Raw genomic sequence first — 14,138 nt, forward strand, 5'->3', positions numbered from 1 at the left:
GGGGTTCTAGTGTGCGGTCTTGGGCTCGATCGATTCGGTCGCACCGATGATCGTCGGCTCGCTACGCGAGCGCCGGTAGCTGGCCAGGAAGTTACCGTAGTGGATTACCCGGCCCACCGTATAGACCGTGATCCGGGTGACATCGCGTACGGGATTGAAATGGCTTACGCGGAAGTCGCCCTGGTAGCGTGAGGCAATCGGCACCGAAACAACACGGGTGCCGCGCTCACGGCACGCCGTGATCAGCAGCGCGGCTTCGAATACGAAGTGCTCGGCGGGAATGTCGACAAGGTCCAGGACAGCACGGGGATAAAGACGCTGCCCGCTCTGGGTATCGGCAATCGGCTGCGCGCAGGCACAGGAAATGCCCCAGTCGGCGACCGCATTGGCACGGCGACGGCCGGGCGGTTGCTGGTCGCGGTCAAGGATCCGGGCGCCGATGACGATGCTGCCGGGGTACTCGCGACTCGCGGCGAGGATCGCCGGGACATCCGAGGCGAGGTGCTGACCGTCGCCATCCATCGTCACCACGGCGTCGAAGCCCTGGCGCAGCACCTCGCGAAAGCCCGTTCGCAGCGCCTCGCCTTTGCCGCGTCGTGTCGGATGACGAAGCAGAGTGACGGGGAGGGCACGCACGATGTCGGGCGTGCGGTCGTCGGAGCCATCGTCGACGACGATCACCGGCAGGCCCAGCGCGAGTGCCTCGCCGACAACGCGCCCGATGGCGCCTTCCTCGTTGAGGCAGGGAATCAGGATGCATACCCGCTCGGCGTTCGTATTCATGCTCCCGCCTCGACGTCGACATGGAGGTCGAGCTGTCGCGCCGCCGCGATACGCAGCGCCGTTGAGCGACCCAGTGCCAGCGCGAGCATCAGCGGGATGGCCTGGGCGGAAGGATTGCTGGCTGCGACTGCGTCGAGCCATGCGTCGCCGGTGGGCTGCGTTCCACCGTTGCCCGGCGACGGTGTCAGATCGAGGCGGACGGAAGCGCCATCCGCCCGCGGCGACAGGACCAGTGCGACGGCGAAGGGGCCGGTAGTCGAGGTCATCTCACCGAGCGGTCCCGTACCGGCGATGTCGTAGCTGGCGAGCAGCACGTCGCGGTCGTCGGCGACGGCGAGTGTCGCCGCCTCGAGCAAGCCGGCACCGAAGGTGGTTTCGCCACCGGAGACGGCGCTCGAGCTCGCATGGCAGTGCGTTGCGATGGTCCAGTAACCCGCTGGCGCGTTGTGCACCGAGTTGTGGAATTTCGTCGGGGACAGTTCGGTCGGCGTCTCGGCCAGCGTCTCGCACATGTAGTTGGTGATGGTCTGGTCGCCGTGGGCGGAGGCGAAGACGCAGGGCAGGCTGGATGCTTCGAGCCCACTCATCGATACCGCCTGGCCAGCAACGGCGGCAGCCAACAGAACGCTCTCCGGTGCCCGTCGGCGCTCATTCGCCGGGAGAACGTCGGCTGCGGGACGGGCGTCCGTGCCAGGCTGTGCACGGCCGCCGACGATGTCGCGGAAGGCGTCCCAGTTCGCGGCGCCCGGCGCCCACAGGCCGACGCCCTTGACCCAGACACTCAGCGCGGCGCTCATGCGCTTTCCCCCACCCGGGCAAATGCAAGGCAAGCGTTATTGCCGCCGAAGCCGAAGGAGTTGCTCAGGGCAATGCGGATGTCGCCTTGTTCGGCGGTCCAGGCCATCTGGGGACCACATAAGGGATCCGGCGTCGTCGCGCCAAGATTGCCCGGGATGCGTCCATCACGCATGGCAAGCAAGGTGATCGCTGCTTCGAGGATGCCGGCCGCGCCGAGCGTATGGCCGGTGAAGCCCTTGGTTGAGCTGGCGCGCGTGCTGGCCGGGAAGCTGCGCGCGACAAGTGCGGCTTCGACCTCGTCGTTCTTCTGGCTCGCCGTGCCGTGCAGGTTGATGTAGTCGACGTCGCCGGCCTCGATGCCTGCGCGTTCGAGAGCATCGCGCAGGGCAAGCTCCGCGCCCAGGCCCTCCGGGTGCGGCGTGGACATATGGTGGGCGTCACTGGCTTCGCCGTAGCCGATCACCATGGCGCCGGTACTGTTTTCCGTCGCGCGCTCGAGCAGGGCGAAGCCGGCGGCCTCGCCGACCGAGATGCCATTGCGGTTCGCATCGAACGGACGGCAGGGCTCGGGTGAAACCAGCTCCAGCGAATTGAAACCGAACAGCACGCTGTCGCAGAGCGTGTCGGTGCCACCGACCACGGCGGCGTCGATCAGGCCGAGGCGGATCATCCGCTCGGCGTTGCCGAAGACCTTCGCGCTCGACGAACAGGCCGTGGCGACGGTAAGGCACGGGCCTTCAAGATCGAACGCGGTGGCGACGAAGCCCGCAAGCGAGTGCGGCGTATGCAGCACGGGTCGATGCAGGTCTTCGGGCATGCGCCCATGGTCGAGGCGACGGTAGCCTTCCTCGGTCGCGCCGATGCTCGACGTGGACGTGCCAAGCAGGACCGCGACGCGCGACGCGCCGTAGCGCTCACGTGCGTCGCGCACCGCCTCCATGAATCCATCCTGGCGCAGGGCCAGCCAGGCAAGTCGGTTATTGCGGCATTCCCACTCGGCCAGTTCCGGCGGCAGGGGCTCGTCTTCCAGTCCGGCCACGCGACCGATCCAGCAGTCGAGCGGCGCCGAACTGAAGTCGTTCGGGGTGAGGCCGCCACGTGAGGCAAGCAAGGCATCGGCGTGGGCTTCGAGGCCGCGACCGAGGGCAGAGGTCGCGGTGTACGCGCGAATGGAGAGAGGCGACATGGGATGAGGCATACGCGCGAGCCTATCCTTTTTGCCTGATAGCGTCTCGTGAATGCCCGACGCCGGTTCATCCGATTGCGCGCCCGCGAGGGAATGGCACAGACTGCGGGTCTTCCCGCGGGCCACCTTCCATGTCCGGCTTACTCAAACCGCTCCGCCGTGGCGTCTGGCGATACCTCGGCGATCGCGACATCCTGCTTGCCGCCCTGGTGACGGTGATCGTGCTCGTCGGCAGCCTGGGACTGGTGTACGTCGTACATGCGGTGCGCGTGTGGCGACTGGCGCGGCATAGCCCGGCCCTGGCCGCCCGGCGCACGACCCTGCTGGTCTTCGGTCGCCGCCTGGTTGACGGCCGCCCCGAGCATGACTTCGTCAGCCGGCTGACCTGCGCCCGTGAGAACGCACAGGCCGGCCGCGCCGACCGGGCGCTGCTCCTTGGCGGTCTCAGTGGCGGCTCGGTCAGCGAGGCGGCAGCGGGAAAGCGATGGCTCCTCGCCGAGGGCTGGCCGGATGACGTGCCCTTGCTCCTCGAGCAGATGTCGATCGACTCGCTGGAAAACCTTCGTCACGCACGCGAGTTACTGCGCGGCGGTGTGGGGGCCGCACTGCCACCGGTTAGCCTGGTGACCAGCCGCTACCATCTGGCCCGTTGCATGTACCTTGCCCGTCGCCTCGGTTTCGACGCTTCTCCGCTCGGGGCCGAGCCGCACTTGCCGTTCAACCGTCGCTACGTGTCGCGGATGCTGATGGAAGCCGGCTACCTCATGTGGATCGACACGGGCATGCGCTGGGCCGCGCTGATCGGTAACCGGCGCATGGCGGAACGAATTTCCTGAGGCGGTGGCTGAACCGTCAGGGCCGCGCGGCGGCGTGTCGCAGAGGGCTGCGCCAAGCGTCTTGCTAAGCTCTGCCTCATCCCACCCCGAAAGGATGCCCCCGCGCATGTCCGAACAAGCCAATCTTGCCGAGTCGTTCCTGCGTGGCCTGCAGGAACGCATCTGCACTGCCGTCGAGGCGATCGACGGCAAGGCGACCTTCGAGGAAGACGCATGGACGCGGCCCGCTGGCGGCGGTGGACGAACGCGGGTGCTGCGAGAGGGCGGCATCTTCGAGCAGGCCGGCGTCAATTTCTCCCGCGTGTCGGGTTCGCCCCTGCCTCCCAGTGCAACGGCGCATCGCCCCGATCTGGTGGGTGGCAGTTTCGTCGCCACTGGCGTATCGCTGGTGCTTCATCCGCGCAATCCGTACATCCCGACCACCCACGCCAACGTGCGCTACTTCGAAGCATCGAAGGAAGGCGTCGAGCCCGTCTGGTGGTTCGGTGGCGGTTTCGACCTCACGCCGTATTACCCCTTCGACGAGGATGTTCGTCACTGGCACACGGTGGCCCGGGACCTGTGCGAACCCTATGGCGACGATGTCTACGACCGCTACAAACGCTGGTGTGACGAGTACTTCTACCTGAAGCATCGCGGAGAAACGCGCGGTGTCGGCGGCCTCTTCTACGACGACCAGAACGAAGGCGGGTTCGATCGCTGCCTGAACTTCATGCGCGATGTCGGCGAGGGCTTCCTCGATGCCTATCTGCCGATCGTGGAGCGCCGGAAGGACACCCCGTACGGCGAGCGCGAGCGCGAGTTCCAGCTGTACCGGCGCGGCCGCTACGTGGAGTTCAATCTCGTCTACGACCGCGGCACCCTGTTCGGCCTGCAGTCGGGCGGTCGCACCGAGTCGATCCTGATGAGCCTGCCGCCGCGGGTGCGTTTCGAGTACGGCTTCACACCCGAAGCGGACAGCCCCGAAGCAAGGCTCGCCGAATACCTGAAGCCCCGCGACTGGGTGTAGCCCCACATGCCTGTTATGGGGCGCTGCCCGAGAACTTCTTCGGGGTTGCACCTTCGATCTTGCCGACCGTGGCCGAGTCGCTGACGTAGAGTTCCACGTCGCGCTGGAAGGTGAGGCTGCCCTGGACCACGGCGTGCGGGCCGATCACGATCTTGGGTACGCGGTCCTTGCTGCTGAAAAATGTCATCGAAGGCTTCTTCACCAGGAGGCCGCCCTCGACCTTTGAGCCGTCGCCGATGGTGACATCGGCGTTCGTCGTTTCGATACCGCCGCCGACATGGGCGCCCTCGAGCGAGATCTCGCCGTTGACGTTGGAGAGATGACCCTTCACATCGGCGCCGCGTTCCATCAGGACACGGCCATTCACCGTTCCCACTTCGTCGGATACACGTGCGTTTTCGTGCATGGTCAGTCCGCCGTTGACCGACTTGAGGATGGTCGCGGTGGCGCTCTTGCCGAGCTCCACGGCGCCATTGACCGTGCTGGCCTTCTGCACGACGGCGTTGTCGCCGATGCGTACGGAGCCATTGACGGTGTGGACATCCCCGGCGTGCTGGCCGGCTTCGACCTGAGCCGTGCCATTGACCTTGCTGATGTCGTCGTCGGCCAGTGCGGCGCCAGAGACGGAAAGGGCGATGAGAAGCGAGATCAGGGTACGACGCATGGTGTGCTGCTCCACGGGTGGACTAGGACTCCTAGGATGCACCTGCGGGCCGCAAGGTTTAGCGTGACTGATGACACGGGTCCCTGAACCGCCAAGTTGACTGCCTCCGGATCAGGTTTCACCATGGGATTTTTCCTCCCCATCGTTGGACGCCATGTATAAGCTCGTCATGATCCGCCACGGCCAGTCGGCCTGGAACCTCGAAAACCGCTTCAGCGGCTGGGCCGATGTCGACCTCAGCGAGCAGGGCGTCGCCGAGGCCCGCGAGGCCGGCCGCTTGCTCAAGGAAGCCAGTTTCACCTTCAACCTGGCTCACACCTCGTACCTCAAGCGCGCCGTGCGCACCCTGTGGCACGTCCAGGACGAGATGGACCTGATGTGGATTCCGGTCGTCACCGACTGGCGTCTCAACGAGCGCCACTACGGCGCCCTGACCGGCCTCAACAAAGCGGAGACGGCGGCCAAGTACGGCAACGAGCAGGTTCATGTCTGGCGCCGCAGCTACGACACCCCGCCGCCGGCACTCGATGCAGGCACCACGTCCTTTGCAGACGACGACCGTTACAAGGGCATCGACGTTCCGCTGACCGAGTGCCTCAAGGACACCGTGGCCCGCGTCCTGCCCTACTGGCACGACGTGCTCGCCCCGGCCATCCGCGCTGGCAACAACGTGCTCATGGCTGCCCACGGCAACTCCATGCGCGCCCTGGTGAAGTACTTCGACGGCATTTCCGACGACGATATCGCCGAGCTCAACATCCCCAACGGCATCCCGCTGGTGTACGAATTCGACGCCGAGATGAAGCCCGTCAAGCACTACTACCTGGGCGACCAGGCCGAGATCGAAGCCAAGATGGCCGCCGTAGCCAACCAGGGCAAAGCCAAGTAGGAGCCGATTCATCGGCGATCCGGCCCATGTGGGAGCCGATTCATCGGCGAATAGGGAAATGTGGGAGCCGCTTCAGCGGCGAAAAGCCAACAAAGCGATGATGCAGAAAGCCCTATCGCCCACAGCGGGGGGTGACACCCGTCACCCCCAACACCTGTCAGCCATCCCTCGAACCGACGGACGCCAAACGCTAACGTAGCCTCACACCGCAACCCACCGAGACCTACGCCATGCTGGCTCCGACCGCTGTCCCGTTCATCGTCGCTCCGCTGATGGCCTTCGCCATCTACCGCCGTGTCCGCGGCAGCTTTGGCCGTCAGCCGATCCGTACGAAGCGCATGAGCTTTCGCGTCGGCATCTTCGCGCTGATCGCCTGCCTGACGCTCACTTCCGGCCTACAGGACATCCGTCTGGCCGAAGGCGCCCTTGGCGGCCTGATCGTCGGTGCTGGCCTGGCCATGATCGGCCTGCGGCTGACCCGCTTCGGGTCGAACACCGAGGGTGCCGACTTCTACATTCCCAACCCCTGGATCGGCGCCGCACTGACGGCCCTGCTGCTGGGTCGCATGGCCTGGCGCTTCCTGGTGCTGGCCCCGATGTTCAGCGACGGGGCCGCCGGTGTTCCGGCCCATACGCCACCGCCGGGCAATAGCCCGCTGACCATGCTCGTCGTCGGCCTCACCATCGGTTACTACATGGCGTACTACGCCGGCGTGCTGTTCCACCACCGTCGCCACAAGCGACTGGCCCAGGCCGCCTGACCAGGGGCCACCCGCTCTGCGCGCCCTCGCTCAGAGGGCGTCGTTGTCCAGTTCGCCAGTCCGGATGCGGACGACCTGCTCCAGCGAGCTGACAAAGATCTTGCCGTCGCCGATCTTGCCCGTGCGGGCCGCCGCCTGGATGGCCTCGACCACACGCTCGATCTGATCGTCGGCGACGGCCACTTCCAGCTTGATCTTGGGCAGGAAGTCGACCACGTACTCCGCGCCGCGATAGAGCTCCGTATGGCCCTTCTGTCGGCCAAAGCCCTTCACCTCGGTCACGGTAACGCCCTGCACGCCGACCTCGGCGAGGGCCTCGCGGACGTCGTCCAGCTTGAAAGGCTTGATGATGGCGACCACCAGCTTCATGTATCACTCCTAGAGCGCAGCCGGTTGCCGGCGCGCGGACGGCCATTGTGCCACCCGGGTTCGGGGGCGTCTTCTGGGTCGTTTGTAGGAAAAACCCTACACTACGTGTAGGCGTAGGCCTATAGCGCCTACAAACCAATCACCTAAACTTCATACACGACATCGGGGTGCGCAAGATGGATGTGCAGGGTATCGATCAACTCGCACAGCGGTTGGCATCGTTGGTTCCGCCAGGGTTGGCGCAAGCGCGTGAGGATATGCACGCCAACTTCAAAGATATTCTGGCGCAGGGACTACGCCGCCTCGATCTCGTTACTCGAGAAGAATTCGATGTCCAGAGTCAGGTTCTAGCGCGGACGCGCGAACGGCTCGAAGTTTTGGAAAAGCGCCTCGCCGACCTGGAAGTCAGCGTTGCGGCTCCTGGCCAATAAGGACGGCCAAGCGTCCCGGGACCGCCCCCGATCCGTCACCCTCACCCCGAGAGCGGTCGGGGGCGGTTATTTTCCCAGTCGACGCAAGGAGTGCGTATGCGAGCCCGATCCCTACAGGATCACGGTAGTTCGCCACCGATTGGGATGCGTAACCGGTTACGATATCCATCCTCATGAGCCTCGCCGTCACCCTTTCGCGGGCGCAGGAAGGTGTCACCGCGCCGCAGGTCGTCGTCGAGGTGCATCTGTCCGGCGGACTGCCTTCCACCTCTATCGTTGGCCTGCCTGATTCGGCAGTGCGCGAAGCGCGTGACCGTGTCCGCGTCGCCATCCAGAACACCGCCTTCGAATATCCCAACCGCCGCGTCACCGTGAATCTCGCGCCCGCCGAGCTCCCCAAGGACGGCGGCCGCTTCGACCTCGCCATCGCCTTGGGTATTCTGGCGGCCGGCTCGCAGGTCCCCCGCGAGCGCCTCGATGACTGCGAATTCCTCGGCGAGCTGGCGCTGTCCGGTGAACTGCGCGCCGTGCCCGGCATCCTTCCCGCCCTGATCCGCGCCCGCCGTGCCGGACGGCGCATCGTCGTCCCCCGTGCCAACGCGGCAGAAGCGGGCCTCGTCGGCGAGGCGGACGTACTGTTGGCCGACAGCCTGGCCGAGGTCTGCGCGTGGCTCGGCGGGCACGCCACACTTGGCTCACCCGCGGCCGCCACCGACTTCTACGACCTGCCCACCTGCGGCCCGGACATGCGCGACGTACGCGGCCAGTACCAGGCGCGTCGTGCCCTGGAAATCGCCGCCGCGGGCGGACACCACCTGCTGATGATCGGTCCGCCCGGCACGGGCAAGACCATGCTTGCCGAGCGCCTCCCTGGCATCCTGCCGCCGATGACCGAATCCGAGGCACTGGAGAGCTGCGCAATCCGCTCGCTATCCAGCGAAGCCATCGACCCGGAATGCTGGCGCCGCCGACCCTTTCGCGCGCCGCACCACACCGCGTCGGGTGTGGCGCTGGTCGGTTGTGAATTCCCGAAGAGGATGCGACTCCACCAAAGAGCCTGCGACTGATGGGGAAATACGAAGCCAATGTTGAATTTCTTAGTTTTCTGGCTGACGTAACAGATCCGGGTACGGGCGAAATTCTTATTGCCCGGTTGGCGTGCTGGCTCGGATTGGAGTCGTGCCAATTAGAGGATCGCTGGGTCGCTTCTGGCCGTGAAGAGTGGCGGGAGTTTGCCGACACTGTATTGAGGGTCCTGGATGCTATGCAGGATCAAACGGAGTCTCTGGCAGTGACGCTAGCCTGGTACAGGCACGCTCCGATCGCGGGCCCCGAAGCACGATCTGCAGATGAATTAGTCGTAACAGGCTGCGTTGATCGAGCTGTCGCGCTTGTTAAGCAAGCTGGTCAAGACGCGATAAAGAGACTTTCCTCGAATCTCCCGCGGCGTCGCCCCGACGTCGCGACAGCCAATCACTCGCATACATTGAACTATGACCGATAAAATCTTTAGCTATATCGCACAGCTTTATGTGCCCCGCGAGGGCGCCGAGCCCATCCTTCTCTTCGTGGCGCCCGCTGGTCACATACGAGAGTGGGCCGGTGTGCCGCGTAAGGCCTTCGATTATCAGCACGGCTTTCAGCGAACGCTCGAGGAAAGGAGGATCAAGCAGGTCGCGGACTACTTCGCCGAAGACGCGAGGAACGTCACTCCGACATCTGTCGTAGTCGGCTTCACAGGCTCAATGACGATCGAGCAGGTATCTTCTGAGTTGGAAGGTATCGTGAAGATCACGTTTTCGATGCCCGACTTCGAGCAGATGGAGTTGGCCGAGATCGCCCAACTCGCTCGCGCAGTCTTGGTGAAACGGCTTACAAACGAGGTCGTTGAACAGATTGACCGAAACCTTGAATCGGCCGTCGTGGCCGTCGTCCAGAAAGAGGCCGATGATGTAGTGGATGATGCCGTGTTTTCAACTGAAGACGAGGCCATGAACACTGCACACGTATCCTACTTGGGCGACTTCTACACCCGCCTGACTGGCTACATCAAGGGGGTTACCCCGTGGCCGTCAGACGGGGCTCAGTTGCGGGCGGTCCTCTACTCATTCTTGAAGCCTGGCATCATCGTAGACGGACAACACCGGATTTTTGGCGCAGCACTTGCCGACGAAAGCATGCGACTTTCTGTCTGCGCACTCCCCGACGCCGATTGGGCGGAAAGCGTCTACCAGTTCGTGATCATTAATCAGAAGGCGAAGCCCATCAAGCCCGCCTTCCTCAGCACGATTATTGCCACCTCGCTAAACCAAGACGAGATCGACTCGGTGTACAGCCGGCTGAGTAACTCCAACATCGACGTGGAGCGCTCTGAGATGATGGAGCAGGTCAATCGTGACCCGCATTCCCCTTTCGCAGGACTGATCGACTTCGAAGTTCAGGGTGCATCGGGCTTCCTGCAGTTTCCCGGCATGTCTGCCTTAGCCAACAAGTTCCGTAATATCGATCGTGACTATCCAAACCTTCTTGACGGCGGGACATGGGATAGCGCGGAGGGCGAATGGATTGACCATTTCTTCGCATTTTGGCGAGGGGTCCGAGCCTACTTCGAAGCATCTGATCCCCGTTTGTGGCTGCGCCCGACGGCGGCCAATCCACATCATCTTCTGATGATCGTAACGCTTCAAGAAATGCAGGGAATGGTTCTAGAAACGTGGGCGGACGGCAGGGTATTTCGCTTCACCACGATCGCCGAGACGGAAGCAACATCACAGCGATACTGGCTCGATTTCCCATCGAGCTTTTTTACCGACGAGTGGCGGAAGAAGGGCCTTCAGACGACGGTGGGACGAGAGTTGTTGCGGCGTGCCATCACGGACACTCGGCGCAACATCGGTCGGAAGAACTGGGGCCACAGAAAGCTTGGGTTGTTCCAGGACTGATCATGGCGGATTGGATAGATCTGGCGACTATCAACGATGAGAGACGTCTTTCTGCAGCGATTGATGCCCTGACCGCGCAGGAAGGACTTTCGCTCCGAGATACATTGTGCGCGTTGCTCTTCATCACGCCGCTCGAGGTCGAGAAGTCCGTCTTGCGGATTCTCGTCGAGCGCAGTCGAGCGATGGCGTTGCCTAAGGCTCTTTGGTCAAGAAGCTTTTCTGACAGCAGTAGCGTGGATGAATTGTGCGAGGAGTACCTTGCTTCTCTCGGTGTTCCGAGCACGAAAGCAAGGGTCGCCGCTATGCGTGGCCTTTACCGAGCCTTCGGCGACACTCGATCTTCGCAGCCGCCATTGACGATAGCCATGCTCAATGCTATCGATTGGCGATGCACTCACTGCGGCTTGCTGTTCTGCGATGACGATGTAGTTCATAAAGGTTGGTCATCGCCCCATGGTCCGCGCGGACCTTTGAAGGTGGAGCCGCTCAAACAGCACTGGAATCCGGCGCTGGCCCATTGCAATTACAGACAGCCCTCGATCGACCACGACTGGCCAGTTTCGACGTTCGGCGATAACGCGGCGTCGAACCTGCGAATCATGTGCAGAGGGTGCAACGAAGGTAAGAGCAATATCGTTGCCGGCGAGCAAGCCCAATCTTGGGTAGGGATGCATAGGCGTTCGCAGTTTCTGCCGCTCCCGCTTCCGCTGGATGTTTTCTATGCGCAGCTTCGCCGCCGACCGCGTTGTGAAATCACAGGACAGACTGCGAGTCAGATCGAGTTGACTGTAAAGCTGCGCGACCCTGGCGGCATTGCACGATTCGACAATCTGATCACTGTCGAAAGCCCCTAACAAAGGTGATGTCGAATCAGTGATAGGGGCCCTTCGCGGCAAAGTGGCCTGGCGAGTTGCCAGGCCACTTCACCGTGGTCATCGCTTCGGCTTCGCTTTCTTAGCCACTGCCTTCTTGGTGGCGGCCTTCTTTGCACTATTTTTTTTTGTCGCCAGTCGGGGCGACGCATTCGGGGTACGCGAAGCGGCAGGCAACTTTGCCGGGTCTATGAGGTCGACGTCCTTATGCCAGGGCCGGCCATGGCGAACGTTTGCGTCGATGAGCTTTAGCGCGCTCATGAGAATCTGTCGCCCGGCGCTTGTGTCGAGGCCTTTGGCTTTCCAATTTGCCGTCCAGAATTCTTTTGGGAAAACCTCGACAAGCTGGGTTACTTCGCGTGCCAGGACGGTCCCGTCGGTAAAGTCCAGCGTTCTGCTGCTTGTGCGCTGCGCGCCCTCGAGCGCATCGAGTAAATAAGCCGTCAGCGAGAAAATGGTGACCTTCTGAAGAAGTCTGGAATCTGCGTTCCATTCATTTTTCCGCAAACGATGAATGGCGGACCAGATCGCAAGGAAAACCTCCAGTTCTAGATCTTCGATGCCGAGCAATGCTCCTCGATCTTTCGTTAGGGCTAGTGCGCTCTCCACCGCGTTGGGCGGGATAAATCCCCGCGAGTTCGTGGGAAGGTCCAACAGCCCTTCGAATGGCGCTTCAGCGTCGATAACTTGGAGGGCGTCGTATGTCTGGTCTCGCATCCCGAGTGTCAGGCCGGCGCTGTCTATGAGTCGGCCGTTAAGTTTGTCCGTGTCGTACTGCAGATTCAGCGCCGTGACGTGATTCTTGCTGATGCGAGCGGACGAATTGTTGATCACTACGAACTGGAACGCGCGCTCTGCATCGTCCCCACCGATCATGGCCACGACATTCAATCGTGCGGTGTCGTTAAATGCGCTCACACCATGTACGCGGTGCTGCCCGTCAATAATGAGCCCCGGACGGCCAGTTTTCGGCTTGACCTCGATCTCGATGACACCAGGCCCCTCGGCCGTCCGCGCCTTCGATGGCTTGAACGTCACTGAGGCCTCATCTAGGGCGATGATCACTGCCGTCGGTATCGTGTTGCGCTGATCGGCTTTCAGATATCTAACGACCTTGCTCACCTTGAGTGGATGGAGCGGGCGCTGTGCGCCGGTGAGATTGTTTTCAGAGAGTCTGTCCACCTCAGCCCACTGCAAGATGTCGCGCGCCGGCGCGCTAAATATGATGAAGTGCGGAGCGTTGCGTGAGGGTACCTGGGCGTACTTCAATGCGTCGTACGTGAAGCGGGGCGCGGCCTTCCTCATGCCATATTCTCCTCGGTGTGCATCAGTTCGAAAAAGGTGTACCGGCGTCCTTCCGATCGGGGAGGGAATGCCACGGTTCGTTTGAGAGGTCCAAGCAAAAGCGCGGCGGATTTCAGGGAAATCGCGACGCCGCCGTTGAGTTCGGACTGGCCGTTGGCCACGGTAATCAGTCGCGCGAGAGCGAGCGATAGAACCAAGTCTTCAGCGGGAATTTCGTTTCGGTTCTTCCGGGACGGCTTTACGTTTGGGTTCGCAATTGCACTTTTCAGCCACGTTGAGTGCACGGGTCCGGTCGCCCAAGTCACTTGATGCATCCGCTTGTTGTTACAGTCGGAGCAGGCGTTGAGGAGGTTCTCTTCCGTAGTCTCGCCACCGAGCGATTGAGGCCACAGATGTTCGATGGCGTACGGCTTCCCGTCGTGCCCGTTCAATCGCACAACTTCGCCGCACATGTAGCACGTTTGGCGACCTCTTCCATAGATCGAGGCTTCGATCGCTTTATTTCGGGGCTTGTCTCGAGCAACCTCCGCAGTCTTCAGCGTCCGCTCGAGGAACAGTCGGTCGCTGACAAGGCGTGGCGGAAGATCCCCGGCGGAACGCAGATAACGCCCCACGCGGTCGGCGCTCGGGTGGTCCAGTTCTTCGAAGAGTTCCTTGACCTGTCGAACGCATCGGAGGGCGACGTCCATGGTGGCAGTAAGCTTGACAGCCTCGACAAACGAGTCGGCCCCCACTAGGTAATCGAGGTCCGTCAGGTCGCTATGGCGAACGTTCAGTGGGTGGCCGACATGGCGATAAATGTCTTGAAACCATTCTTCGCCGGTTGTCGAAGGTTGCCAGAGTTTCGGGCGGGTCATGGGCTGACCTCGACCGCACGCAGTTGCAGCACGATGTGACTGGCCGGGCCGGTGGTGCTCATTAATGACTTCCTTGCCATGGGACAACTGAATTTTGCATGGCCGGCGACGTCCTGCCAAGCCGCATGACATCTGCGCGCCATCGCTCCGCAAGGTCAGGCGCTGCGGATCCGAACATTCGAGACTGCAAGCCACTAACCTACGCACGATAGAAAAGCAGGGGGTAGCAGTTATTCGGAAGGCGCACTTATCGAAACTGTTACTATTAATTTGACAGCACCCCGGAGGGCGTGAGCTAATGGCGTGCGCCGAACCACGCTTCTCGGGCGTCGTCGCGCGTGATCAATGCAAGTGATTGATGTTGGAGATAATTATGGGCGGATCGGTATCGGCCATTTGCGTTGGGTGCTCGAACAAGAAAAATGCGCTTCCTAGC

General features: G+C 62.4%; 14 protein-coding genes and 1 pseudogene. 8 read left to right on the top strand and 7 right to left on the bottom strand.

Translation table 11 applies throughout. From position 1 onward, the window contains the following. Positions 1-6: 6 nt before the first annotated feature. From ACVWWJ_RS01885 to ACVWWJ_RS01895, 3 genes are read right to left on the bottom strand one after another with little or no spacing between them, the layout of a single operon-like run. Complete coding sequence (locus ACVWWJ_RS01885) at positions 7-783, bottom strand: glycosyltransferase family 2 protein (RefSeq protein WP_456966565.1); 777 nt, start codon at positions 781-783, stop codon at positions 7-9. After that, positions 780-1,580: a beta-ketoacyl synthase chain length factor gene (locus tag ACVWWJ_RS01890; RefSeq protein WP_456966566.1), complete on the bottom strand. Its 801-nt coding sequence runs from the start codon at positions 1,578-1,580 to the stop codon at positions 780-782. The genes ACVWWJ_RS01885 and ACVWWJ_RS01890 overlap by 4 nt, the downstream gene beginning before the upstream one ends. Beyond that, positions 1,577-2,779 (bottom strand): beta-ketoacyl-[acyl-carrier-protein] synthase family protein, encoded by a 1,203-nt coding sequence (locus tag ACVWWJ_RS01895; protein WP_200851488.1) that lies wholly within the window; start codon positions 2,777-2,779, stop codon positions 1,577-1,579. The genes ACVWWJ_RS01890 and ACVWWJ_RS01895 overlap by 4 nt, the downstream gene beginning before the upstream one ends. Before the next feature lie 119 nt (positions 2,780-2,898). Here ACVWWJ_RS01895 and ACVWWJ_RS01900 point away from each other — a divergent pair, with 119 nt between their 5' ends. After that, complete coding sequence (locus ACVWWJ_RS01900; RefSeq protein WP_456966567.1) at positions 2,899-3,603, top strand: ElyC/SanA/YdcF family protein; 705 nt, start codon at positions 2,899-2,901, stop codon at positions 3,601-3,603. Between the two features lie 106 nt (positions 3,604-3,709). Then, complete coding sequence (gene hemF, locus ACVWWJ_RS01905) at positions 3,710-4,612, top strand: oxygen-dependent coproporphyrinogen oxidase (protein ID WP_456966568.1); 903 nt, start codon at positions 3,710-3,712, stop codon at positions 4,610-4,612. A gap of 13 nt (positions 4,613-4,625) precedes the next feature. On the opposite strand, the gene ACVWWJ_RS01910 is transcribed toward hemF, so the two are convergent. Next, on the bottom strand, positions 4,626-5,276 hold the full coding sequence (locus tag ACVWWJ_RS01910; RefSeq protein WP_456966569.1) for a hypothetical protein: 651 nt from the start codon (positions 5,274-5,276) through the stop codon (positions 4,626-4,628). A gap of 154 nt (positions 5,277-5,430) precedes the next feature. Between ACVWWJ_RS01910 and gpmA the strand changes: the two genes are divergently transcribed. Both gpmA and ACVWWJ_RS01920 read left to right on the top strand, forming a co-directional pair. Then, on the top strand, positions 5,431-6,165 hold the full coding sequence (gene gpmA / locus ACVWWJ_RS01915) for a 2,3-diphosphoglycerate-dependent phosphoglycerate mutase (RefSeq protein WP_456966570.1): 735 nt from the start codon (positions 5,431-5,433) through the stop codon (positions 6,163-6,165). A 230-nt stretch (positions 6,166-6,395) separates the two neighbouring features. Further along, positions 6,396-6,926 carry a DUF1453 domain-containing protein gene (locus ACVWWJ_RS01920; RefSeq protein ID WP_456966571.1) on the top strand — a complete coding sequence of 177 codons (531 nt, stop codon included), beginning with the start codon at positions 6,396-6,398 and terminating at the stop codon, positions 6,924-6,926. A 30-nt stretch (positions 6,927-6,956) separates the two neighbouring features. On the opposite strand, the gene glnK is transcribed toward ACVWWJ_RS01920, so the two are convergent. Further along, a complete protein-coding gene (gene glnK / locus ACVWWJ_RS01925; protein WP_046981907.1) occupies positions 6,957-7,295 on the bottom strand; it encodes a P-II family nitrogen regulator in 339 nt (112 codons plus the stop codon). Between the two features lie 176 nt (positions 7,296-7,471). On the opposite strand from glnK, the gene ACVWWJ_RS01930 reads away from it, so the two are divergent. The 4 genes and pseudogenes from ACVWWJ_RS01930 to ACVWWJ_RS01945 all read left to right on the top strand — a co-directional run bounded on the left by ACVWWJ_RS01930 (position 7,472) and on the right by ACVWWJ_RS01945 (position 11,522). Further along, positions 7,472-7,726, top strand: a complete 255-nt coding sequence (locus tag ACVWWJ_RS01930) for an accessory factor UbiK family protein (protein ID WP_159889771.1) — start codon at positions 7,472-7,474, stop codon at positions 7,724-7,726. A 173-nt stretch (positions 7,727-7,899) separates the two neighbouring features. After that, positions 7,900-8,745 (top strand): annotated as a pseudogene (locus ACVWWJ_RS01935) (YifB family Mg chelatase-like AAA ATPase); the annotation flags it as partial. Positions 8,746-9,219: 474 nt separating this feature from the next. Further along, complete coding sequence (locus ACVWWJ_RS01940) at positions 9,220-10,668, top strand: hypothetical protein (RefSeq protein ID WP_456966572.1); 1,449 nt, start codon at positions 9,220-9,222, stop codon at positions 10,666-10,668. A 2-nt stretch (positions 10,669-10,670) separates the two neighbouring features. Further along, positions 10,671-11,522: a hypothetical protein gene (locus tag ACVWWJ_RS01945; RefSeq protein WP_456966573.1), complete on the top strand. Its 852-nt coding sequence runs from the start codon at positions 10,671-10,673 to the stop codon at positions 11,520-11,522. A gap of 78 nt (positions 11,523-11,600) precedes the next feature. On the opposite strand, the gene ACVWWJ_RS01950 is transcribed toward ACVWWJ_RS01945, so the two are convergent. Both ACVWWJ_RS01950 and ACVWWJ_RS01955 read right to left on the bottom strand, forming a co-directional pair. Then, positions 11,601-12,845: a DGQHR domain-containing protein gene (locus ACVWWJ_RS01950; RefSeq protein WP_456966574.1), complete on the bottom strand. Its 1,245-nt coding sequence runs from the start codon at positions 12,843-12,845 to the stop codon at positions 11,601-11,603. Then, positions 12,842-13,702: an HNH endonuclease gene (locus tag ACVWWJ_RS01955; protein WP_456966575.1), complete on the bottom strand. Its 861-nt coding sequence runs from the start codon at positions 13,700-13,702 to the stop codon at positions 12,842-12,844. Before ACVWWJ_RS01955 ends, ACVWWJ_RS01950 begins: the two co-directional genes overlap by 4 nt. Positions 13,703-14,138: the final 436 nt, after the last annotated feature.

The sequence above is a fragment of the Luteibacter sp. HA06 genome (assembly GCF_054061215.1).

What these genes read in the sequence shown, in the direction of transcription:
- ACVWWJ_RS01885 (WP_456966565.1), bottom strand. Translation starts at nt 783, where the DNA reads ATGAATACGAACGCCGAGCGGGTATGCATCCTGATTCCCTGCCTCAAC.
- ACVWWJ_RS01890 (WP_456966566.1), bottom strand. Translation starts at nt 1,580, where the DNA reads ATGAGCGCCGCGCTGAGTGTCTGGGTCAAGGGCGTCGGCCTGTGGGCG.
- ACVWWJ_RS01895 (WP_200851488.1), bottom strand. Translation starts at nt 2,779, where the DNA reads ATGCCTCATCCCATGTCGCCTCTCTCCATTCGCGCGTACACCGCGACC.
- ACVWWJ_RS01900 (WP_456966567.1), top strand. Translation starts at nt 2,899, where the DNA reads ATGTCCGGCTTACTCAAACCGCTCCGCCGTGGCGTCTGGCGATACCTC.
- hemF (WP_456966568.1), top strand. Translation starts at nt 3,710, where the DNA reads ATGTCCGAACAAGCCAATCTTGCCGAGTCGTTCCTGCGTGGCCTGCAG.
- ACVWWJ_RS01910 (WP_456966569.1), bottom strand. Translation starts at nt 5,276, where the DNA reads ATGCGTCGTACCCTGATCTCGCTTCTCATCGCCCTTTCCGTCTCTGGC.
- gpmA (WP_456966570.1), top strand. Translation starts at nt 5,431, where the DNA reads ATGTATAAGCTCGTCATGATCCGCCACGGCCAGTCGGCCTGGAACCTC.
- ACVWWJ_RS01920 (WP_456966571.1), top strand. Translation starts at nt 6,396, where the DNA reads ATGCTGGCTCCGACCGCTGTCCCGTTCATCGTCGCTCCGCTGATGGCC.
- glnK (WP_046981907.1), bottom strand. Translation starts at nt 7,295, where the DNA reads ATGAAGCTGGTGGTCGCCATCATCAAGCCTTTCAAGCTGGACGACGTC.
- ACVWWJ_RS01930 (WP_159889771.1), top strand. Translation starts at nt 7,472, where the DNA reads ATGGATGTGCAGGGTATCGATCAACTCGCACAGCGGTTGGCATCGTTG.
- ACVWWJ_RS01940 (WP_456966572.1), top strand. Translation starts at nt 9,220, where the DNA reads ATGACCGATAAAATCTTTAGCTATATCGCACAGCTTTATGTGCCCCGC.
- ACVWWJ_RS01945 (WP_456966573.1), top strand. Translation starts at nt 10,671, where the DNA reads ATGGCGGATTGGATAGATCTGGCGACTATCAACGATGAGAGACGTCTT.
- ACVWWJ_RS01950 (WP_456966574.1), bottom strand. Translation starts at nt 12,845, where the DNA reads ATGAGGAAGGCCGCGCCCCGCTTCACGTACGACGCATTGAAGTACGCC.
- ACVWWJ_RS01955 (WP_456966575.1), bottom strand. Translation starts at nt 13,702, where the DNA reads ATGACCCGCCCGAAACTCTGGCAACCTTCGACAACCGGCGAAGAATGG.